Origin of the sequence: Myroides odoratus (assembly GCF_001549985.1) — a bacterium.
GTDB lineage: Bacteria > Bacteroidota > Bacteroidia > Flavobacteriales > Flavobacteriaceae > Flavobacterium > Flavobacterium odoratum_A.
Genome location: NZ_LROZ01000003.1, coordinates 184,355 through 208,306, shown reverse-complemented (window position 1 = coordinate 208,306; position 23,952 = coordinate 184,355). Strand labels below are relative to the sequence as shown.

Below are 23,952 nucleotides of genomic sequence, written 5' to 3'. Positions count from 1 at the left end.
AATTATTTTATGAAAGTATATTGTGAAGTTCTTTATTGACCTCCTTAATAGCTTCCGCACTCTTACGAAATTCGTCTTTTTCTTCTTTATTTAAAGTAATATCAACGATTTTTTCAATTCCGTTTTTTCCGATAATACAAGGAACACCAATAAAAATATTTTGTTCTCCATATTCACCTTCTAATAAAGTTGAACAAGGTATTAATTTTTTTCTATCGTGCAAGATACTATCGACTAAATGTGCGACTGCTGCTCCTGGTGCATACCAAGCGGATGTACCTAAAAGCTTCGTCAACGTTGCTCCACCAACCATCGTTTGTTTTACAACTTCTTGTTGATCCGCTTCTGAAAGCAATTGCGTAACAGGAATTCCTTTATACGTCGCTAAACGAATAAGAGGAATCATAGTAGTATCACCATGACCTCCAATAACCATTCCTTCGATATCCGCTACAGGTTTATCTAATTTCTGACTTAAGAAATACTTGAAACGAGCAGAGTCTAAAGCACCTCCCATTCCAATAATTCTATTCTTAGCCAAACCTGATATTTTCAAGGCAGCCAAAGCCATAGTATCCATTGGATTGGTTACAATAACAAAAATCGCATTAGGTGAAACAGTCAATGCGTTTTCCATCACACTTTTCACAATAGCGGTGTTTGTTCCAATTAATTCTTCACGTGTCATCCCCGGTTTTCTTGGAATTCCGGAAGTAATCACAACAACATCACTGTTTACAGTACGGGCATACTGTTTTGTTACCCCTTTGACTACGGTGTCAAATCCTGAGTTAACAGCGCATTGCATGATATCCATCGCTTTACCTTCAGCTAATCCTTCAGCAACATCTACGAGTACTACCTCGCTTGCTATTTGCCTAAATGCGATAACCTCAGCACATGTTGCACCAACGTTACCTGCTCCAATTACAGATACTTTCATAATTAAATGGCTTTTAAAGTTTTCGTTAAACAAAAAAAGGTCAATGCAAATATGCTTGACCTTTTATTTTAGATATTTTTAATTAAGCATCGATTTTCGCGTACGTTGCATTTTTCTCAATAAAATCTCTACGTGGTGGAACTTCATCCCCCATCAACATTGAGAAAACCAAATCGGCTTCTTTCAAATCGTCAATTCTAACTTGTCTTAAGATACGGTGTTCCGGATTCATTGTAGTTTCCCACAATTGTTCTGCGTTCATCTCTCCAAGACCTTTGTATCGTTGTACACTCGATCCATTCCCCATCTCTTCCATTAAATCAATACGCTCCTCATCGCTCCAAGCATAAACTTTACGCTGCCCTTTTTTCACCATATATAACGGTGGTGTTGCGATAAAAACGTGTCCATTTTCAATCAATCCTCTCATATAACGGAAGAAGAAAGTCAAAATAAGCGTTGCAATGTGGCTACCGTCCACGTCGGCATCACACATGATTACTACTTTATGGTAACGCAATTTTTCGAGATTTAAGGCTTTACTATCTTCTTCTGTTCCAATAGTAACCCCTAAAGCAGTAAAGATATTTTTAATCTCCTCACTTTCGAACACTTTGTGTCCCATTGCTTTTTCAACGTTCAAAATTTTTCCACGCAAAGGTAAAATCGCTTGGAAATTACGATCACGTCCTTGTTTGGCAGTTCCACCCGCCGAGTCTCCCTCGACAAGGAATACCTCACATTTCGTTGGATCTTGCTCAGAACAATCTGATAATTTCCCTGGAAGACCTCCTCCAGTCATTACCGTTTTACGCTGAACCATTTCACGTGCTTTTTTCGCAGCATGTCTAGCTTGAGCAGCTAAGATTACTTTTTGCACGATGATTTTTGCGTCATTTGGATTTTCCTCTAGGTAATTCTCCAACATTTCAGCAACAGCCTGGCTCACAGGAGAAACAACCTCTCTATTCCCCAATTTTGTTTTTGTTTGACCTTCAAATTGTGGTTCCATTACCTTCACAGAGATAATAGCTGTCAATCCCTCACGGAAATCGTCTCCACTAATTTCAAACTTCAACTTATCCAACAAACCAGAAGCATCCGCATACTTTTTCAACGTACGAGTTAATCCCATACGGAAACCTTGTAAATGCGTACCTCCTTCGTGTGTATTAATATTATTCACGTAAGAATATATATTCTCCGAATATGTATCATTATATACTAAAGCAACCTCAACTGGAACATCACCTTTATCTGATTCCATCCAGATTACTTCATTGATAATTGGCGTACGGTTTCCATCTAAAAACTTGATAAATTCTTTCAATCCTTCTTTAGAAAAGAAAACTTCGCTTTTCATCTCTCCTTTTTCATTTACCTCACGTGCATCCGTTAAAGTGATGGTCAATCCTTTGTTCAAGAAAGCCAACTCACGTAAACGAGACGCTAAAGTATCATAGGAGTATTCTAATGTTTGTGTAAAAATGGTTGGATCGGGCTTAAACATTACGGTTGTCCCTCTCTTATCCGTTTCACCAATAACTTTTACTGGAAATAAAGCTTTTCCTTTTGAATATTCTTGTTCATAGATTTTTCCATCGCGGTAAACAGTCGCTCTCAACAAATCAGATAACGCATTCACACACGATACTCCTACCCCGTGTAAACCTCCTGATACCTTGTACGAATCTTTATCGAACTTTCCTCCTGCACCAATTTTGGTCATTACTACCTCTAACGCAGATACCCCTTCTTTTTTGTGAATATCAACGGGAATACCACGACCATTATCTTCAACAGAAACAGAGTTGTCCTCGTTAATAATTACATTAATGGTATCACAATGTCCCGCTAATGCCTCATCAATAGAGTTATCTACTACCTCATATACAAGGTGGTGTAATCCGCGCACTCCTACATCTCCAATATACATGGAAGGACGCATTCTTACGTGCTCCATTCCTTCTAGTGCCTGAATACTATCGGCTGAATAATTTCCCTTATTTACTTCTTGGCTCATAATAATTTTCTAAAATAAGTAACGTACAAATATAGCTTTTTTAAAACAATTTATCAACTTCTCCTCTTCTTATCTCAACGTTTTTCGTATTTAATTTAAACATTTCTAACAAAAAGCGGAAGGTCTCAAATTACAATAATATTCTATCTTTTCACAAAAAAGTTCTACTTTATTTTCAATGGCCTGGATTCAAAAAAAAACAGGTATAAACGTTCGCTTACACCTGTTTTTATTTATCAATCTAATTCTTTTTTTACTCTAAAAAGTTAACCGTAAAATCACAATTATTAAAAGAAAATGAATCGTGTAATTTACGTCCCAACAATGCTTTCGCAATGGGTGCATCCATAGAAACACCTAAAACCGACACATCGTCTACGGATACTTTCGGCAAGGCAGCAGCCAAAAATAAATAAACTGTATTGACTTTTACAATGCTTCCAAACTCTACGATATCTGAGTTTTTATTCTCATCTACTCGCTTGACAACCTCTCTTAGATCAAGGCTCTCTTTAATTTTTTTGGCAATATTTTCTTGCTCTAAATGCATCATAGACAAAGCTGTTTCGTGTTTATCCCCTGCTGAGCTTTTTGCATCAGTCTGAGCATCCACGGCTAAATCTTCGACAATACCTCGGAGGGCATCAATCTTATCATCTAATCGCTGTAAAAATGTAGCCTTTAATTCTTGTTTTAGTGTCATTTCTAATTTCTTAAATACCTTATAGGTTCTGTTTTGCTGTTTGAGCAACAAAAGTAGTCCAATAAACTATGAAAAAAAATTAAAAATTGAGAATAAAACGGCTTTAAACTAAAAAAATATGATTTTTAACAATATTTAAGCTGCAATTATTCTCAAAAGTCGAATTTATAGATAGCTCCACCCATTACCTGTATCCCTTGCGACTTAAAGCTTCCCCACTGGTTGTACTTTTCATTCAAGAGATTATTCCCCTTAAGGAAAACAGTCCAATTTTTTGTTGGTCGATATCCTACCTTTACATTCATATCAACATACCCATCCACATTTCGAATATTTTGTTCAGGTGCATAAAACGTCATCGTATCTTCGTTGATAAACAAATCTTTTCGCTCGCCAACATACTGTACATCCATTCCAGCAAACCACTGCTCTGTAAAGTTAATCAACGCATCTGCCCCTACAGTAAACTTAGGTAAGCCCCAAGCTTCTCCTTTGTCTACTTGGTAGTTGTTATACTCTCCACGAATTCCCATCAACAAGGTATTGTCGATATCAAAGCGCAATTCCCCAAATAGATTCAATGTTTCTACTTCATTATACCACACGTCAAACGCATTTCCATACAAATAATTGAATCGATTAGCATTAGAGGCATAAGGCGTAGATACAAACAACGCTTTGTCATTTTCTTTCTTATAAGATGCTTTGATATTATACGAAATGGTGTGATCTAACTTTCCTTTCATCCCCACGTGAAAATCATAGGTTTTATCTGTAGGTAAAAGCATTGCTTCTGGTGATACAAATGGATTTTGATCCACGAAATCTTTAAATGTATTTTGCGTTAAACGTCCATCAATTCCAGCATATGCAATTACAATATTTGGCACTAAGTTATAAGACGCCTTTACTTGGGGATAAAATTTAAAAGTATTATCTGAGTTCCCTCCTACTTTTCCATTGTTGTAGTACAAACCTACTCCTAATTGTACAAAGTAATCATCTCCTTTAAATACAATACTTGGTTCAGCACCAAAAATAAAATGTTGATCACGTCCTTTATACGTATCCATGGTCTCTCTCGTATACTCAAGCAAACCTTCATCATTGGTAATTTTTCTTCGCTTATAGTCTGAACTTACATAATCAACCACTAAGTTTAATTTACCTAAAAAACCTTCATCAAAAGCCGTTTCAATGCTAGGCTTAAAGACAAAGCGATTTTCAGCACGATCAAAATCATCACTAAAGTTGTTGTAATACACATCCACCCCTTTGATTGGCAAATCTTCAAAAGACACTGACCCATCAAAATAGAACGATTTATACTTCTGTTTTGGATTAATGCTCACTACTGTATTTTGAGGAATCATATCCCCCATTTCCTCTTGAGGTAAACCATACCAATTCAACGTTTGATAAGAACCCCCTACCTCAGTATTCCATCCTATTTTCTTTTTCTGTCCAGAAAAATTAATTCCAGCCTTTGTTTTAGAGAAATCATCATCCAACAATAAGTTCTTAATGCCTCCTTGAGAGGAAAAATGGTTCACAAATCCAGCAATATAACTATCCGGATCAATTTGACCACTCAAAAACAACTCCCCATTGATATTAGTATAATTACCAATAGCAAATAATGCATAATTATCAAAACGCTCTAAGTTGCGCTTTGCCTCTACTTTTGCCGCCTCTCCTTTTGTAGGCACAAAGGTAGACGCTACTGGAAAAGAAGTAATCGTATAAACTACCTCTTTCTTTTTACCTTTAACGTCTTCGTCTAAATTAGGCATTTCTCTTACTTTGAATGCCTCTGAAACAGTCGCATCATAACGTCTTACTACATCAACAACTTCTGTTCCTAAATCACTTTTATTTTTATCTTGAGCAACCGCTGTACCAACAAACAATACACTTGATACAAAGGTTAATATTTTTATCTGCTTCATAATTACTTTCTAATTCGATTAAACCTTACTGTACTACAGATGAATTGCGTTTCGCTTCTTGGCTCTTAATGGTGTTCAATTCTTGTTGTGCCTCTGCAACAACATCCGAAAACTCTCCAAAATTCTTAATTACACTATCCAAGATATACGTCGCTTGATACGCATCTTTTAAGCTATAGAAATTTTTCGCCATCAATACTAATCCTTTTGCCCCGTAATACTTATAGGTTGAATAGTCTTTTGCTAATTTTTGAACACTCTCATTAGAAGCATCGAACTTGTTGTCCATGCGCTTAAAGAAAGCATCATAATACAAGGCCTCAGCAGCTAATTCACCTTTGGCAATTTTAGCTACATCTGCATATCCTTTTTTCGCCTTGTCATATTGTTTATTTGCAAAAGCTGTTCTCGCAATAATAATTTGCGCATCACTCTTAACCTTATCGTCTATTTTAGCCATTTTCAATACCTGCTCAGCATAATCCAACGCGTTGGTATAATCTTCTTCCTGATAATACAACTTCATCAAATTCGACTTCGCAAAAACTTTATTTTGTTCTTGAGCCGCCTCGTTTTCCAATCGACTCAACATCAATAAAGCCTGATCGGTATCCTTATCTTTCAAGTATAGTTCAGCCAAACGCGATAAACTCACTTCCACATATTCATTTTTATTGCCCTCAACAACTGCTAAATAATGGGTTTGTGCTTTTTTCGAATTATTTGCTGCAAAATACATTTGTCCTAAATAAAAATGAGCTTGTAATGCTTTTAACCCTTTTGGATAAGTCGCTAAATATTTCTCAAAACCAGCAATTGCAGCTTGCGTATTATTCTGCATATACTGTTTCTCCGCAGACTCATACGTGTCCTTATCCAATTCCAAGTCACTTACACTTACAAATGACAAGCCTTTAGCCCAAGCACCATATTCATCTACCTTTCCTTGATCCACATAAACCAATCGAGCATTTTGTACCGCCTCAATCGCTTCAGCACTAGTTGGATATTTTGCTACCACTTCCTTAAATTTAACCAATGCCTCATCTGGTCTATTCGCATTATAGTGAATTAAACCTTGACGCAATAAGGCTTTAGAAGCATAAGAACTCTTTGGAAAGTTTTTCAACAATTGATCAAAGATAGGGGTTGCTTTTTGTGGTTGTTGCATCACAACATACGTCATTCCTAATTCATACAACGCATTATCCGCTAAGCTTGATTTTGGATAATCTTTAGTAAAAGCAATTAAATCGTCTGCTTTTTTCTGTAAACGATCCACAAATCCATAAGCTATTGCTTTTTGAAAACGCGCATACTCAACATCTACCTTATTAGCTTCAATTACTTTATTATAAGATTCCATAGCAGCCCAATAACTTCCTTCTACAAACTGACTATCTCCCAAGCGAAGGTAAGCATCAACGCGTCTTGCTTCATCTTTTGGCGCAGTGGCTATAAAACTTTGAAATTGCTTCGCTGCATTGCTGTAATCTTTTTGTTTGAAGTAGGTATATCCTAAACCGTAGTTTACATTTTTATATTCATTGGTATTTTTAGCTTGCGGACTACCCAAGAAGCTCACATAAGAAGAAATGGCTTCTGAAAATTTATTCAAGGCATAATTAGATTCTGCTTGCCAATAATAAGCACGTGCTGTAAATACACCATCTTGACGCTCTACTAAAGATTTAGTAAACATAGCTAATGCATCGTCGTACTTGCCTTCAGCAAATAATTCTAATCCGCGATAAAACGTTACCTTTTGATAGGCTTCTTTATTTGCCGTTGTTTTGTTTTTCTCTAAAAGCGTTAAAGCTTCTGAAAAGTTTTTAGCTGAAATATACGAATCAATTAACAATCCTTCCATTTCCTCTTTATAAGGGGAACTTGGATATTTCTCCATGAATCCGCTGATTACCTTTGGTGCACTTTGGTAAGCATTTCCAATATCATAGCTCAGCTTACCATAATTCAGATACGCATCTTCTTGAATACTGGCATCAAAACGCATCTCTGATGCATTTTTAAATGCATTCAAAGCCTGTGTTTTTTTATGGGTATGCAAATAACTTTCTCCTAAATGGTAGTATGCATTTTGAGCAATCGCATTATCTCCATCGATAATTTTATTGAATTGTTCAATTGCTTTTTCATAGTCTTTCGACTTGTAATACGCATATCCCAATTGATAATAATCCGTATTATTCCACTTGCCGTTTTTCCCTTTGTACTCTAATAAGTAAGGAAGGGCTTTATCATATTGTTTGAGGTTAAAGTAACTCTCTCCAATAATCTTTGCAAGCTCTGATTTTTCTTGTGGATTGGATTTATCAATCTGCGATAGACCATCCGTAATAGCTTGTTCAAAATTTCCTGTTTTGAAATTCATATCTGCTTGGAAGTACCCCATTTTCTCTTTGTACTTTTCCTTGCTTTCTACTTTTTCAAACAGCTTTTTCGCATCATCAAAATTATCCGTATCATAAGCAATATACCCTAAATAGTAGGTTGCCTGCTCTCCCCACTCTCCTTTTTGACTTACTTTTTCTAAGTATTTCTTTGCCTCTTTTCTATTCTTCATGTAAAAAGAACTATATCCTTTTTCAAAGAAGAATCGATCCGCTACTTTTTCTGTTTCAATTACATTATCCTTTACTTTAGCTGCATAATGAGCCGCCTTTGCAAACTGACCTCTAGTAAAATAGTAGTCTGTTGCTTCGATATAAGCAATATTCTGTTTCGAACTCGTTGGATAATTGGCCACAAAATCATCAATTTTGTTTTCCGCACCACTCTGATCCAATCGAATGGCACAATTGGCGATATAATACGCACAATCAGCTTCGATTTCTTTATTCTCTGAACTATTTTCTTTCTTTATTTTATCAAACAATAGTTGGGCTGCTAAATACTCTTGTTCATTATACAGCGCTACTGCATGATTAAACGTTGCATAAGGACCTGTATATACAGCTGTTTGCTGTGCATAAAGGCTCATACTCCCCACTAGTGCAGCTATACAAGCCAACCTATTAATTCTACGCATTGATTTTCTATTTATTTTAGTGTCAAATATAACGATTTATACCTTTTTTAAACAGTATAACTCTATATTTTATTGTACAAAACATCAACTAAATCTTAAAATTAGTAGTCAAAATCTAAAAAAAATAGTTTTCACTTTCAACATCCTCTTTTTCAAACACCTCAAAACCAACACACCCCCTATACAATCATAAAAAAAGGAGCGAATATATATTCGCTCCTCCTACTTTATCTCTATTTTTTTCTCCCTGTATGAACAAATAACAATTCGTTCCTTAAAAGGATAATTTTCTTTTTTTCACACTAGTTCAATGCTAGTTGTCCTTACGATTTCAAATTATCGAAATACGCTTTTAGAATCTCTTCTCTAAAATCAGGATGAGCAATTTCAGCCATTGCTGCTACCCTTTGTTTGAGTGTTTTCCCGTACAAATCAGCCACTCCATATTCTGTAACAATATATTGGGCGTGTGCACGTGTTGTAACAACACCTGCTCCTTGACGCAAGAACGGAACAATGCGATTATGTCCTTGATTACTCGTAGAAGCTAACGCGATAATTGCTTTTCCACCCTCACTCAAAGAAGCACCGCGAACAAAATCCATTTGTCCTCCAACACCAGAATACATTCTATGTCCAATAGAATCCGCGCAAATCTGCCCCGTTAAATCCACCTCAATGGCAGAGTTAATCGCCACTACTTTTGGGTTCTTGCGAATAATTGCAGTATCATTTACATAGCTCGATTCTTTCAGCACAATAAAGGGGTTATTATCCACAAAATCATACAGTTTCTTAGATCCAATTAAAAAAGTAGCCAACGCTCTTCCTTTGGCAATTTTCTTTTTCGAACAATCAATCACCCCATTTTGGATTAGATCAATTACACCATCCGAAAACATCTCCGTATGCAGCCCTAAGTTTTTATGGCTATTCAATTGTGCCAAAACAGCATTAGGAATAGAACCAATCCCCATTTGAAGCGTACTTTCATCTTCTATTAAATTAGCAACAAATTTTCCAATTGTCGCTTCTTTTTCCGTAATCACAACTTCTTTAGCCGCATAAATTGGACAATCACAATCTACTGCCAAATCAATTTTTGAACTATGTAAAACACTATCTCCAAATGTACGTGGCATTTGCGGGTTAATTTGTGCAATAACCACTCTTGCTCTTTCCATAGCTGCTACACAAGCTTCGACAGATACCCCAAGAGAACAAAACCCATGCTCATCTGGAGGGGAAACTTGAATTAAAACAACGTCTACTTTGAGTACACCTTTTCGAAACAACAAGGGAACTTCACTTAAAAAAACGGGTGTATAAGACCCATTACCCGCCGCTAAGGTATGGCGTACATTTTTGCCAATAAAGAAAGAATTAACATGAAAGCTTTCTGCTAACGCTGGATCTGCATAAGGCGCTTCTCCTTCTGTGTGAATATGACAAAATTCAACATTGCGCAATTCACTAGCACGATCACTAATAGCCTTGGTTAAAACATTTGGGGTTGCAGCAGCTGCATGTACATAAATTCTATCTCCAGATTGAACAACTTTAGCAGCTTCTTGAGCAGATACATATTTCATAGATTCTTTTTCTTATCAGGTTAATTTTTAGCTTTTTAATTCCGAATACAAATTACTGATTTTTAACAAAGAAAAGAACTGATATTCATCATATCTACCAAAAAAATCAAACTATTACCAAAAAAACAAGAAAAAATGACTTAAACTCAAATATATACAAATTGGAATAAAAACAGTTGCATCTTTCTGAGCAAAAGAAGTGTTTTTTACTTTTTTACCAAGCCCTATATACCTAAAATCCCCAATAATACGCAATCCGAACAAGAGACCGATTAAGAAATACGCCCATTGTCCAAGCGCTAAAAAGCCCAAATTCAGCATTGCACCAGCAAACAAGCAACAAGCCACGAGTAGAGTTCCTGCTTTTCTAGGTTGAAAAACGGGGTTTCCCGTTGACGTAACAGGAATTGCAAATTGAGTTCCCCAAGTACCGCCAACTACCCAAAATACATGTATTCCTCCCAATACAAGAAAGACTACTGCATTCATCCATTGAATACCTTCTATCATCACGTTTAGTTTATTGTGAACGACAAAACTAATACATTGGCAAAAGTGTCACATTCACTTAAGTTAACTCTTCATTTTTATTGATGCGTTTTTTTAATCGAGAGAGTGATTGCGGTTGAATTCCAATATAGCTCGCAATATGCTTCTGTGCTACTACATTCAAAATTTCAGGCTGCTTCATTTGCAAGTAATTGTAGCGCTGTTCAATAGTATAAAAAAGTAAAAAATCAATGCGCTCTTTCGCAGATAAGAAAATAGCATCTGACATCAATCTCCCGATTTTTTGCCAATAAAACGAAGATTCATACAACGCAAACAGCTCTCTTTTTCGAATAAGCAAAACCCTTGTATCCACAAGAGCTTCGATTTCCATTGTAGAAGCTTGACCAGACAACAACCCTTCATAGTGCGTAAAAATATCTTGCGCTAAAGAGAAGGAAAACGAGATATCTTTTCCTTCTGCATCGAGATAAAACATGCGCAAAGCCCCTTCCTCCACTCGACCTACATATTCACATACCTCTCCAATACGCAAGAGAGACTCTCCTTTTTTGAAAGTCCTTTCCAACACAACATCTTTCAACGCTTCTAAAATTTCATCTACCCAAACCGTATTTTTCATCTGTTTTCTATTCCTGTTAGCTCTGCTTTATTTCTTACCTATCAAAGATAAAAACTATTCTATTCCACGCCCTCCTTTCCTCAGCGAATTAGCACGTATCTTTATCGCGCTTCTCTCTTTTTTTACATAAATAAGTAGTATTTTTGCTAGATAATCTCATTGTAACACATGACATCGATTAATACAAAGACTTTACAAGATTTAGAATTTAATACCGTTTTAACGTTCGTTTCCAATCTCTGTGTAACAGAAAGTGGAAAGGAATTGGCCATGGAAATTGTTCCGTACAAAACAAAAGAACAAACCTTACATGCCCTCCAACAAACCTCAGAATATTTAGCTTCTTTCACAAATAACAACGTCATTCCCAATCATTATTTTGAAGGAATCGACTATGAGCTAAAATTCTTAGGCATTGAAGACAGCTTCCTAGAAGTAAGTAGTTTTAAAAAGATATACAACCTTACAGAGACCACAAGTAATTTAATCACCTATTTCAATAAATTCAGTGATTATTACCCACATCTCTCTTCAGATACTGCTACCCTAACTTTAGAAAAGAGCATTTTAAAAGAAATTGAACATGTACTAGATAAATACGGGGAAATTAAAGACAATGCTTCGGTAGATTTATTATCGATTCGCAAGAGCATTAATTTAGTTCGCGGTAAGATCAACCAAAGTTTTGGCTATGCCTTATCCCAATACAACAGTGCGGGGTATCTTGATGATATTAGAGAAACCATTGTGGATAATCGACGTGTATTAGCCGTAATAGCTATGCACCGTCGAAAAGTAAAAGGGAGTGTATTAGGACAATCCAAAACGGGAAGTATTATCTATATTGAACCAGAAGCAACTTTGCATTTCTCAAGAGAGCTCAACAATTTAGAATACGAAGAACGAGAAGAAATCGTTCGCATTTTAAAAACGCTAACCAACAACATTCGTCCATTCCGAACCTTATTGTTGGAGTATACGCAATACTTGAGCTTACTAGATATCACAGCAGGAAAGGCAAAATACGCGTTAAAAATCAACGGCTTACTTCCTGAAATACGCGAAGAAAAGAGCCTTTATTTCAGAGAGGCTTATCACCCTATTTTGTGGTTAAACAACAAAGAAAAGAGAAAGGTCACGCACCCACAAACGATTCAATTGGAACAAGACAGTCGAATCATTGTAATTTCTGGACCAAATGCAGGGGGAAAAAGTATCACGTTAAAAACCGTTGGACTCTTACAACTCATGTTGCAATCGGGCTTGTTGATTCCTGTACATGAACGCAGTCATACGTTTTTATTTGATCGAATCTTAACGGATATTGGTGACAATCAATCTATTGAAAACCATTTAAGCACCTATAGCTATCGATTGAAAAATATGAATTATTTTTTGAAGAAATGTAATTCAAATACCTTATTTTTAATAGATGAATTTGGAACGGGATCTGATCCAGAATTAGGAGGCGCTTTAGCTGAAGTTTTCTTAGAAGAATTCTACGATAGAGAGGCTTATGGAATCATTACCACCCACTATACGAATTTAAAAATCTTAGCGGATCAATTACCAGATGCAACAAATGCGAATATGCTTTTTGATGAAAAATCGCTAGAACCTTTGTACAAATTGAACATTGGTCAAGCAGGTAGTTCATTTACTTTTGAAGTCGCACAAAAAAATGGTATTCCTTTTAGTTTAATCAATCGAGCAAAGAAGAAAGTAGAAACGGAAAAAGTTCGCTTTGACAAAACCATTGCCAATTTACAAAAGGAAAGACACAAACTGGAACGCACCTCTCAAAATCTAAAAGAAGAAGAAACAAAAGCAAGAGAAGAGAGTAAAAAATTAGAGGGCATCAATGCAAAAGTTCAGGATAAGCTGGAACGTTACCAAGAATTATATGATTCTAACCAGCGTTTGGTTTATCTCGGGCAGAAATTAGATGATTTATCAGAAAAATACTTCAACAACAAGAGCAAAAAGACCTTATTTAGTGAATTGCTGAAAGTAGTTGAAATTGAAAACTCCAAGCGCAAAAAAGTCACCCTTCAGGAAAAAAAGAAAAAGGAGACGGAACAAAAGGCTTTACTTCAGGAAGTAGAGAAAAAAGTAGAAGTCATTCGCAAGGAGAAGAAAGAGAAAAAAGAGATTCAAAAACAGCAAGAAGAAAGCAACAAGACGAAATTCCCACTTAAAGTAGGTGATCGTGTTAGAATGCTTGAAGGAAGAGCTGTTGGAACGATTGACAGTATTGAAAAGAAAACCGCTACGGTGAATTATGGTTTCTTTACGTCAAAAGTAAATATAGATCAACTGGAAATGGTAGAGCGTAAAAAATGATAGAAGAACTCCCAAAAAACAAAAAAATTGTTCTTTTTGACGGCGTATGCAACCTATGTGACAATGTAGTCAACAAGGTGATTGCCGCAGATCGACAAGATCAATTCCGATTTACCTCGTTAGATTCGGAACTAGGACAACAAATTCTACAGCAAATTGGTGTAGATCGCGCACAAACAGACAGTATCGTCCTGTATATACCTGGAGAAGCTTATTACGTAAAGTCACAAGCTGCACTGATGATTGCCAAATATCTTGGCGGTTGGTATACGCTATTGACATTTTTTCTCATTTTACCCACCAAATTAGCCGATTCACTTTATGATTATATAGCAAAAAATCGCTACAAATGGTATGGAAAAAAAGATCAATGTATGATTCCCAGTGAGTCAATCCGCAAAAAGTTCTTATAATAATATGAACTTTAGATTTTAAATATTAACACCAAAATTATTTCACTTAAACTAAGGCAATCCGTATATTTGCCTACAATAAAATTATTTTCGAATGCATATTTCATACAATTGGTTAAAGCAATTCATTAAGTTAGACATCACGCCAGAAGAAACATCAGAAATTCTTACGGATTTAGGTCTTGAGGTTGAGGGAATTACTCAATATGAAAGCTTAAAAGGAGGTTTAAGAGGAGTTGTTGTAGGACATGTATTATCTTGCAGTAAACACCCCAATGCAGATAAACTAAATGTTACAAAAGTTGATTTAGGAACGGGGGAACCTGTACAAATCGTTTGTGGTGCTCCAAACGTAGCTGCTGGACAAAAAGTACCAGTTGCAACCATTGGCACAGAGTTGTACGATGCTGAAGGAAATGCATTTCAAATTAAAAAAGGCAAAATTAGAGGAGAAGATAGCTTCGGAATGATTTGTTCTGCTGTTGAATTAGGCATTGGAACAGACGGAAGTGGAATCTTAGTTTTAGATGAGTCTATTGCTCCAGGAACTCCTGCTGCTACAATCTTCAATATTACAACGGATCAAGTTTTTGAAATCGGACTTACACCAAACCGTTCTGATGCAATGAGCCACTGGGGCGTTGCGAGAGATTTGCGTGCAGGTCTTTTACAAAACCCAAAAATAGAAACTCCACACAAAGAATTAATTACACCCGCTGTAAGTAAATTCAAAGTAGAGAGAAGAACACTTAAGATGGATGTAATCGTTGAGGATTACAAAAAAGCACCTCGCTATTGTGGGGTGACCATTTCAGGAATTGAAGTAAAACCTTCTCCAGAATGGTTGCAAAATCGCTTAAAAGCCATTGGTGTTACACCTAAAAACAACATTGTAGACGTCACAAACTACGTATTACACGATTTAGGACAACCCCTACATGCTTTTGACGCAGCTAAAATTAAAGGAAGTAAGGTTATTGTAAAAACAGTAGCTGAAGGAACGAAATTCGTTACTTTGGATGGTGTTGAACGCATATTACATCAAGATGACTTGATGATCTGTGACGAAAATGGACCAATGTGTATCGCTGGTGTATTTGGTGGATTAAAATCGGCCGTTTCAGAAAATACAACCACGATTTTCTTAGAAAGTGCATACTTCAACCCAGTTAGCGTTAGAAAAACAGCAAAAAGACATAGTTTAAATACTGATTCATCTTTCCGTTTTGAAAGAGGAATTGACCCGTCTATTACAGAATACGCATTAAAACATGCAGCGCTATTAATTCAAAGTGTAGCTGGTGGTGAAATTACATCAGACATCGTTGACTTATACCCGAAAAAAGTAGAAGACCATTCGGTATTCTTGAATTTCAACAACATTAACCGCATCTTAGGAGAAGATATCTCTAAAGAAACAATCAAAACGATTTTAGTTTCTCTCGATATCAAAGTTCACAGCATGTCGGATGTTGGATTGGGAATTACAGTACCTGCTTATCGAGCAGATGTAACAAGAGAAATTGACGTTATTGAGGAAATTTTACGTGTGTATGGATACAACAACATTAGCTTCTCTTCAAAACTAAATGCGACAATCTCGAATAGTTCAAGAACAGAAGACCACCGCGTTCAAAATATCATTGCAAATCAATTAGTTGCTCAAGGATTCCACGAAATCATGAACAATTCATTGACTACGCCTGAATATAACAATCTAACAGAAAGCATCAATAAAAGTTATCAAGTAGATATCGTAAACCCATTAAGTGCAGATTTATCAGTGATGAGACAATCGTTACTATTTGGTGGTTTAGAATCTATTTCTTACAATATCAATAGAAAAAACAGCGATTTACGTTTATTTGAATTCGGTAAAACATACCACAAGATGTTGAACAACTTCGAGGAAAATAAACACTTTGCTTTGTTTGTAACAGGTAACAGTACACCTGCTTCGTGGAACTCTCAACAAAAACCAAGTGACTTCTTTGAATTCAAAGGGTATATCTTGAATATTTTAGATCGATTAGGCTTAACGAAGTTCACTACACAGCCAACAGAAAACGACGTGTTTTCAGAAGGAATTACTTATTTTGTAGGTAAAGAGGCTATTGTTGATTTTGGAGTCCTTAAAAAAGCTATAACAAAGCAATTTGACATCAAACAAGAGGTTAGTTACGCAGATTTCAAATGGGATGCAATCTTAAAATTAGTAAGCAGCAAAATCAAATTTACAGAATTGAATAAATTCCCAACAGTAAAAAGAGATTACGCTTTACTATTGGATGAAAAAGTAACCTTCGATGAAATCTTCACTATCGTTAAACAAATAGATAAAGCCATCATTAAAGATGTTACTTTATTTGACGTTTACCAAGGCGATAAGATTGAAGACGGGAAGAAATCCTATGCGATTTCAATCTTAATGGAAGACAGTACTAAAACACTTACTGAAAGCCAGATTGAGAAGATTATGGGTAAAATCCAATACCAATTAGAAAATAATATAGGAGCTCAATTGAGATAATAAAAAAGCGGTCATATGACCGCTTTTTTATTGGTAATGAGAAATGGGAAATAACTATCTTGATCATTTAATCATCACCCATTTCTATTCTCCTCTCTCCAATAAAAAAAGCCACATCAAAAGATGTGGCTTTTTTTATATTTGAATCTAGGATTATCCTAAAACTTCTTTTACTTTTTTCCCGATTTCAGCAGGAGAATCAACAACGTGAATTCCGCACTCACTCATGATTCTTTTCTTAGCTGCAGCTGTATCATCTGCCCCACCTACAATAGCACCAGCGTGTCCCATTGTTCTTCCTTTTGGTGCAGTTTCTCCAGCGATGAATCCGATAACTGGTTTTTTATTTCCGTTTTCTTTAATCCATCTTGCAGCATCAGCTTCTAACTGTCCTCCAATTTCACCAATCATAATGATTGCTTCTGTTTCAGGGTCAGCCATTAATAATTGTACAGCTTCTTTTGTAGTAGTTCCAATGATTGGATCTCCACCAATTCCGATTGCTGTTGTAATACCTAAACCTTCTTTTACTACTTGGTCAGCTGCTTCGTAAGTTAAAGTACCTGATTTAGAAACGATTCCTACAGTTCCTTTTTTGAATACGAAACCTGGCATAATACCAACTTTAGCTTCACCTGGAGTGATAACTCCTGGACAGTTTGGTCCTACTAATCTACAGTCTCTTGTTTGTATGTAGTCATAAGCTTTAATCATATCCGCCACTGGAATACCTTCAGTAATACAAATAATTACTTTGATACCAGCGTCTGCAGCTTCCATAATAGCGTCTGCAGCGAATGCAGGCGGTACAAAAATGATAGATGTATCTGCACCTACTTTTTCAACAGCATCTGATACTGTATTGAATACTGGACGATCTAAATGGCTTGTTCCACCTTTTCCTGGAGTTACACCACCTACAACGTTTGTTCCGTATTCAATCATCTGAGAAGCATGAAAAGTACCTTCGCTTCCAGTAAATCCTTGAACGATTATTTTTGAATCTTTATTTACTAAAACACTCATGATCTTGTTTTTATTTATTTTTAAAACTTACTTCCTACAAAAATAAACAATTCTAATCAGCTTTAAAACTTTTTAGATGCAATCTTCGTTAAATAAGCCTTAACAATTATCGATTAATTCTCTATTCTTTTCCTCTACGTCTAGTTACGCTCTAATCTCTTTAGATCTTCTAAAATAGAAGGTATTTTTTTCATATTTGCCATTTGTTTTAGCTTTTCTCTTGACTCTTCAGCAGGATAACCAAAATAGACTTTTCCTCCTTCTAAGCTCTTTGAAACACCTGATTGTGCTAAAACAACAGCCTTTGTACCAATGGTAATTCCACTTGTCGTACCTACTTGTCCCCAAAGCGTTACTTCATCTTCAATCACTACACATCCTGCAATTCCCGTTTGGGCTGCAATTAAACAGCGTACACCAATAACCGTGTCGTGTCCAATATGTACTTGATTGTCAATTTTAGCCCCTTCTTTGATTGTAGTATCTCCTGTTACCCCGCGGTCGATTGTACAAGCTGCTCCGATACCAACATTATCTTCAATCACGACTCTACCACAAGAAATTAAAGGATCAAATCCTTCAGGTCTCTTTTTATAATAGAATGCATCTGCTCCTAAGATAGTACCAGCGTGAATAACTACGTTATCCCCAATTACTGTACCATCGTAGATGACAACATTCGGATGAATCAAGCAGTTCTTTCCAATCACCACATTGTTTCCAACAAAAGTTCCTGGTTGAATTACTGTTCCCTCTCCAATCACTGCATCTTTTGCTTGCAATTGTGTAGCAGGTTTGAATGGATTAAAATAAGTTGACAACTTATTAAAATCTCTAAATGGATCATCAGAAATCAATAAAGCTTTGCCTTCTGGACATTCCACATCCTTGTTAATTAGGACAATGGTAGCATTGGAATTTAAAGCTTTATCATAGTATTTGGGGTGATCCACAAATACTATTTCTCCTTCTTGTACTACGTGAATTTCATTCATCCCGTACACCGGAAAATCAGCTGATCCGACGAATTTACAACCGATAATTTCGGCTATAGTTTGTAAATCTTGAACTTTTGAAAAACGCATCTTCTCTTCTTAGACTATTTTTAGACTATTTTTAGACTATTCTTTGATACGCTCGATATAAGAACCTGTAGCTGTATCGATTTTAATTTTATCTCCTTCGTTGATAAATAAAGGTACGTTTACAGAAGCTCCTGTTTCAACTGTAGCTGGTTTAGTAGCATTCGTTGCAGTATTTCCTTTTACTCCTGGCTCAGCGTATGTTACTTCTAAAATTACAGAAGCTGGCATATCCACAGCAAGAGGTAAATCTGTTTCAGTATTAATTTGAACCATTACCATTTCTCCTTCTTTCAATAGCTCTGGAGCATCTAAGATGTCTTTTAACAAAGTAATTTGCTCATACGACTCTACGTTCATGAAGTGAAACTGATCTCCTTCTGGGTATAAGTATTGGAATTTATGTGTTTCAACACGTACTGTCTCAATTTTATGACCCGCAGAAAATGTATTTTCTAATACTTTTCCATTTGTCAAACTCTTCATTTTTGTTCTAACAAATGCAGGTCCTTTTCCTGGTTTCACGTGTAAAAATTCTGTGATTTTGTAAATATCGTTATTATGACGAATACACAAACCATTTCTAATATCTGAAGTTGTTGCCATTTTTTAAGTCTTTATTTTATTATTAATACATTCCTGAATATCCACGCATAATTCCTCTTGAACTATTGCGAACAAACATAAGGATTTCATCTCGTTCTGGAGTTGCTTCCATTTCAGTTTCTATAATCTCTAGTGCTTGACTTGTGTTATAGTTCTTTTGAAATAAAATTCTATAGATTTCTTGAATCTCTCTAATTTTTTCGGGCTCATACCCTCTTCTACGTAAACCAACAGAGTTGATTCCGGCATAAGAGATTGGTTCTCTAGCTGCTTTAATATAAGGAGGTACATCTTTACGAACTAAAGTACCACCAGTTACAAAAGAATGTGATCCAATTGTACAGAATTGGTGCACAGCAACTAATCCTGCTAACACTACAAAGTCTCCAACTGTCACGTGTCCAGCTAAAGTACTTGAGTTAGAGAAAATACAATTATCTCCAACAATACAGTCATGTGCAATATGGCTATACGCTTGAATCAAGCAATTTTGACCAATTACTGTTTTATATCTATCTTTTGTTCCTCTGTTAATGGTAACACACTCACGAATGGTTGTGTTATCTCCAATTTCAACAGTAGTTACTTCACCTTCAAATTTTAAATCTTGTGGTTCAGCAGAGATTACAGCACCAGGAAAAATTTTACAATTTCTTCCAATACGAGCGCCTTCCATGATGGTTACATTCGAACCAATCCAAGTTCCCTCGCCAATTTCCACATTATTATGAATCGTAGTAAATGGTTCTATTACGACATTTCTAGCTATTTTTGCTCCTGGATGAACATATGCTAAAGGCTGATTCATACTATTTATATTTAATTTTTAACTTTTGATATTTGAGCCATTAGCTCAGCCTCTGCTACTAATTTTCCATTAGCGTAGGCATAACCTTGCATATGACATATTCCACGGCGAATAGGCGTAATTAATTCTAATTTAAAAATTAAAGTATCCCCTGGGACAACTTTGTTTTTAAATTTCACATTATCCATTTTCATGAAATACGTTAAATAATTTTGTGGATCTGGAACAGTACTTAAGATTAAAATTCCTCCTGATTGAGCCATTGCCTCGCAAATTAATACACCTGGCATAACTGGAGCTCCGGGAAAGTGTCCAATGAAAAAAGATTCATTCATTGTTACATTTTTCAATCCAACTACATGATTTTCAGACATCTCTAAAATTTTATCTACCAACAAGAACGGAGGTCTATGTGGCAAAAATTCCATAATCTTAACGATATCCATCAAAGGTTCTTGATGTAAATCATAAGTAGGTACTTGGTTGCGCTTCTCATTGCGGATAATTTTCGACATTTTCTTAGCGAAACCTGTATTGATAGCGTGTCCTGGTTTATTTGCAATAACTTTTCCTCGAATACGAGTACCAATTAAAGCCAAATCTCCAATAACATCCAATAATTTATGTCTTGCTGCCTCATTTGGATAATGCAAAGTCAGATTATCTAAAACCCCATTTGGTTTTACACTGATTTCCTCTTTACCAAAAGCTTTTTTCAAATGCCCCATCGTTTCTGGAGAAATCTCTTTATCCACATAGACGATAGCATTATTTAAATCGCCTCCTTTAATCAATCCATTTGCTAACAAAGCTTCTAATTCATGTAAAAAGCTGAATGTACGTGCTTCAGAAATTTCCACCTTAAAATCATTCATATCTTTTAAAGTTGCATTCTGTGTACCTAAAACTTTTGTACCGAAATCAACCATCGTTGTTACTTGGTAACTATCCGCTGGCATTACAATGATTTCACTACCTGTTGCTTCATCCACATAAGAGATTACTTCTTTTACGATGTACTCTTCTCTTTCTGCGTCTTGTTCTACAACACCCGCTTTTTCAACGGCTTCAACAAAATACTTGGATGATCCATCCATGATAGGTGGTTCAGATGCATTCAACTCAACAATCACGTTATCAAGATCGCACCCTACGAAAGCAGCTAATACGTGTTCTGTAGTTTGAACACGAACTCCTTTTTTTTCTAAGTTTGTCCCGCGTTGTGTATTAACAACATAATTTGCATCTGCTTCAATAATTGGATGCCCTTCTAAATCCACTCTGACAAAAGTAAACCCATTATTAATTGGCGCAGGTTTTAATGTCATGATAACATTTTGTCCTGTGTGTAATCCAACTCCTTCTAAGGTAACTTCACTTTGGATGGTTTTTTGCTTAACCATAATAAAATCTTTTTGTATTTCGATAGATTACTATTTTTCGTTCTTTAACATTTCTAAGTCATCTACGATTTTCGGTAGATTTCTAAAATGACTATATGATTTCAAGAAATCAGTATGGCCTATAGCTGGTGATCCTTGAACAGCAATATTCGATTCTAAATTCTTTGTTACTCCTGATTGTGCTTGAATCTTAACATTGTCTCCAATTGTTAAGTGTCCTACAATTCCCACTTGTCCGCCAATCATACAGTTCTTGCCAATTTTTGTTGATCCTGCTACCCCTGTTTGTGAAGCAATAACGGTATTTTCACCGATTTCAACATTATGTGCAATTTGAATTTGATTATCTAGTTTCACTCCTTTTCGGATAATGGTTGACCCCAATGTTGCGCGATCAATTGTTGTAGCAGCCCCAATTTCAACATTATCTTCAATGATAACATTTCCAATTTGAGGTACTTTACTGTAAGTTCCATCTCCATTTGGTGCAAAACCAAATCCATCTGATCCTACAATAGTTCCCGCATGAAGCGTACAACCTGATCCAATAATCGATTCTGAATAAATACGCACTCCTGCAAACAGCACGGTATTATCACCAATCACTACATTATCTCCAATAAAAGTATTTGGATAAACTTTTACGTTGTTTCCAATTTTTGTATTTTTCCCTACATAGCAAAAACTCCCTAAATACAAATCTGTACCATACGTAGCTCCTTCTGAGATTACGCTAGGTTGTTCTATTCCAGATTTCATTAATTTCACTTGGTTATAATATTCCAAGAGTTTTGAGAAAGCTTTATATGCATCATCAACTTTAATTAATGTTGCTTCCACTTCATGCTCCGGTTCAAATGTTTTATTCACAATGACAACCGATGCTTGAGTGGTATATATATAATGGACATACTTTGGATTGGCCAAAAACGAAATAGAGCCTTTTGCCCCTTCTTCAATCTTAGCTAATGTAGATACCTCTACTTGAGGATTCCCAACTATTTCTCCTCCTAATACTGACGCTATTTGTTCTGCTGTTATTTTCATCACCGCAAAAATATAAAATATAATTGAAAATTAACTTTCAAAAACGCTTTTTGGATAACAAACAAAGTGCTTTGTGACTGGTTTGGTTAACGCTTTGAGATTTAATTGATCCGAAACGGATAAAACATCCGCAACTTGTCCATCTTTTCTCACAATCATAATAGGCTCCTTATCCTTGCTATAAGCCTGATTTCTAACCTTTCCTTTAAACACAAAGTAGCTCGCCCATTCTGCCGAAATCTTATTTTTGGTTTGAACGTCTTCTAAACGTTTTTTCAATTCTTCTTTAACTAATTTCTTGTCTTCTATAATTTCTATGCGCAACAATTTTCGGTTCACGATCATCTTACTCAACTGAGCCAAGACAAAATCGTCGTGAAACTGCCACGATTTTAATGCACTAACAATATCTGAATCATCTAACAAGGCAAATTGTTCCAAAGCAGTTTGTTCAAAATCTACAAACTCCCCTTTATGTTCTAAGAAAAACAACAAGGCAGGGCTTCCCCATAGCTTCACTCCTTTACTTACTAATTCTTTTGCGCGTTTTAAAATGCGCACCAAGATTAATTCAGCACAAACACTCGTTTTATGTAGATAGGCTTGCCAATACATCAAACGACGTCCAACTAAAAACATCTCTACCGAATAAACACCCTTTTCTTCCACAACCAGGCGCTCATCGACCACATTAAGCATTTGAATCAATCGCGCTGAATTGATATCTCCCTCGGCCACCCCACTGTAAAAACTATCTCGCTTCAGGTAATCCATACGATCCATATCCAACTGACTAGAAATCAATTGCAACATAAACTGACGGTGATATTCTCCTTTAAAAATTTGGATAGCCAAGTCGAGTTTTCCGTTAAATTCTTTATTTAATTGATGCATAAAATAAAGAGAAATCGCCTCATGATGTACTCCTTCTACGATACTTTCCTCCATTGCATGAGAAAACGGACCATGCCCGATATCGTGCAATAAAATAGCAACGTATAAGGCAGTTTCTTCCTCTTCAGAGATAGCGATATTTTTAAAACGGAGTACTTGCACCGCTTTCTGCATCAAATGCATGCAGCCTAAAGCATGATGAAAACGAGTATGATGTGCCCCTGGATAAACCAAATAAGACACTCCCATTTGAGAAATCCTTCTTAATCTTTGAAAATAAGGATGTTCTATCAAATCATAAACGAATGAATTGGGAATAGAGATAAATCCATAAATTGGATCGTTCAGTATTTTTAATTTATTGCTTGTAATCAACGATGATAAATTATTTTGTAATACGTAAAACAAA

18 protein-coding genes are annotated in these 23,952 nt (G+C 35.9%); 3 read left to right on the top strand and 15 right to left on the bottom strand.

Annotated elements, in window-relative coordinates; all coding sequences use genetic code 11:
* Positions 1-7: 7 nt before the first annotated feature.
* The 8 genes from AWV75_RS05415 to AWV75_RS05380 form a co-directional block, all read right to left on the bottom strand.
* On the bottom strand, positions 8-943 hold the full coding sequence (locus AWV75_RS05415; RefSeq protein ID WP_060873408.1) for a malate dehydrogenase: 936 nt from the start codon (positions 941-943) through the stop codon (positions 8-10).
* Between the two features lie 82 nt (positions 944-1,025).
* Entirely contained in the window at positions 1,026-2,966 is a 1,941-nt protein-coding gene (gyrB, locus tag AWV75_RS05410; RefSeq protein ID WP_060873407.1) for a DNA topoisomerase (ATP-hydrolyzing) subunit B, read from the bottom strand.
* Positions 2,967-3,219: 253 nt separating this feature from the next.
* Complete coding sequence (locus AWV75_RS05405) at positions 3,220-3,669, bottom strand: hypothetical protein (RefSeq protein WP_060873492.1); 450 nt, start codon at positions 3,667-3,669, stop codon at positions 3,220-3,222.
* A gap of 152 nt (positions 3,670-3,821) precedes the next feature.
* Complete coding sequence (locus tag AWV75_RS05400; RefSeq protein ID WP_060873406.1) at positions 3,822-5,618, bottom strand: TonB-dependent receptor; 1,797 nt, start codon at positions 5,616-5,618, stop codon at positions 3,822-3,824.
* 25 nt (positions 5,619-5,643) lie between these two features.
* On the bottom strand, positions 5,644-8,667 hold the full coding sequence (locus tag AWV75_RS05395; protein ID WP_060873405.1) for a tetratricopeptide repeat protein: 3,024 nt from the start codon (positions 8,665-8,667) through the stop codon (positions 5,644-5,646).
* A gap of 323 nt (positions 8,668-8,990) precedes the next feature.
* On the bottom strand, positions 8,991-10,259 hold the full coding sequence (locus AWV75_RS05390) for an acetyl-CoA hydrolase/transferase family protein (protein WP_060873404.1): 1,269 nt from the start codon (positions 10,257-10,259) through the stop codon (positions 8,991-8,993).
* A gap of 114 nt (positions 10,260-10,373) precedes the next feature.
* A complete protein-coding gene (locus AWV75_RS05385; RefSeq protein WP_060873403.1) occupies positions 10,374-10,769 on the bottom strand; it encodes a DUF3995 domain-containing protein in 396 nt (131 codons plus the stop codon).
* A 58-nt stretch (positions 10,770-10,827) separates the two neighbouring features.
* Complete coding sequence (locus AWV75_RS05380) at positions 10,828-11,391, bottom strand: Crp/Fnr family transcriptional regulator (RefSeq protein ID WP_060873402.1); 564 nt, start codon at positions 11,389-11,391, stop codon at positions 10,828-10,830.
* A 168-nt stretch (positions 11,392-11,559) separates the two neighbouring features.
* On the opposite strand from AWV75_RS05380, the gene AWV75_RS05375 reads away from it, so the two are divergent.
* The 3 genes from AWV75_RS05375 (at position 11,560) to pheT (ending at position 16,677) form a co-directional block, all read left to right on the top strand.
* Complete coding sequence (locus AWV75_RS05375; protein ID WP_060873401.1) at positions 11,560-13,734, top strand: endonuclease MutS2; 2,175 nt, start codon at positions 11,560-11,562, stop codon at positions 13,732-13,734.
* Positions 13,731-14,147, top strand: coding sequence for a thiol-disulfide oxidoreductase DCC family protein (locus tag AWV75_RS05370; RefSeq protein ID WP_060873400.1), 417 nt, complete (start codon positions 13,731-13,733; stop codon positions 14,145-14,147). Before AWV75_RS05375 ends, AWV75_RS05370 begins: the two co-directional genes overlap by 4 nt.
* Positions 14,148-14,241: 94 nt before the next feature.
* Entirely contained in the window at positions 14,242-16,677 is a 2,436-nt protein-coding gene (gene pheT, locus AWV75_RS05365) for a phenylalanine--tRNA ligase subunit beta (RefSeq protein WP_060873399.1), read from the top strand.
* Positions 16,678-16,830: 153 nt separating this feature from the next.
* Here pheT and sucD read toward each other — a convergent pair whose 3' ends face one another.
* The 7 genes from sucD to AWV75_RS05330 form a co-directional block, all read right to left on the bottom strand.
* A complete protein-coding gene (sucD, locus tag AWV75_RS05360; RefSeq protein WP_060873398.1) occupies positions 16,831-17,703 on the bottom strand; it encodes a succinate--CoA ligase subunit alpha in 873 nt (290 codons plus the stop codon).
* Between the two features lie 140 nt (positions 17,704-17,843).
* Complete coding sequence (locus tag AWV75_RS05355) at positions 17,844-18,788, bottom strand: UDP-3-O-(3-hydroxymyristoyl)glucosamine N-acyltransferase (protein WP_060873397.1); 945 nt, start codon at positions 18,786-18,788, stop codon at positions 17,844-17,846.
* A 36-nt stretch (positions 18,789-18,824) separates the two neighbouring features.
* Positions 18,825-19,391 carry an elongation factor P gene (efp, locus tag AWV75_RS05350; RefSeq protein ID WP_060873396.1) on the bottom strand — a complete coding sequence of 189 codons (567 nt, stop codon included), beginning with the start codon at positions 19,389-19,391 and terminating at the stop codon, positions 18,825-18,827.
* Positions 19,392-19,413: 22 nt separating this feature from the next.
* Entirely contained in the window at positions 19,414-20,199 is a 786-nt protein-coding gene (lpxA, locus tag AWV75_RS05345) for an acyl-ACP--UDP-N-acetylglucosamine O-acyltransferase (RefSeq protein ID WP_060873395.1), read from the bottom strand.
* An 11-nt stretch (positions 20,200-20,210) separates the two neighbouring features.
* On the bottom strand, positions 20,211-21,602 hold the full coding sequence (locus tag AWV75_RS05340; RefSeq protein ID WP_060873394.1) for a bifunctional UDP-3-O-[3-hydroxymyristoyl] N-acetylglucosamine deacetylase/3-hydroxyacyl-ACP dehydratase: 1,392 nt from the start codon (positions 21,600-21,602) through the stop codon (positions 20,211-20,213).
* Between the two features lie 30 nt (positions 21,603-21,632).
* Complete coding sequence (lpxD, locus tag AWV75_RS05335; RefSeq protein ID WP_060873393.1) at positions 21,633-22,649, bottom strand: UDP-3-O-(3-hydroxymyristoyl)glucosamine N-acyltransferase; 1,017 nt, start codon at positions 22,647-22,649, stop codon at positions 21,633-21,635.
* A gap of 30 nt (positions 22,650-22,679) precedes the next feature.
* Entirely contained in the window at positions 22,680-23,918 is a 1,239-nt protein-coding gene (locus AWV75_RS05330; protein WP_197429553.1) for an HD domain-containing protein, read from the bottom strand.
* Positions 23,919-23,952 lie beyond the last annotated feature (34 nt).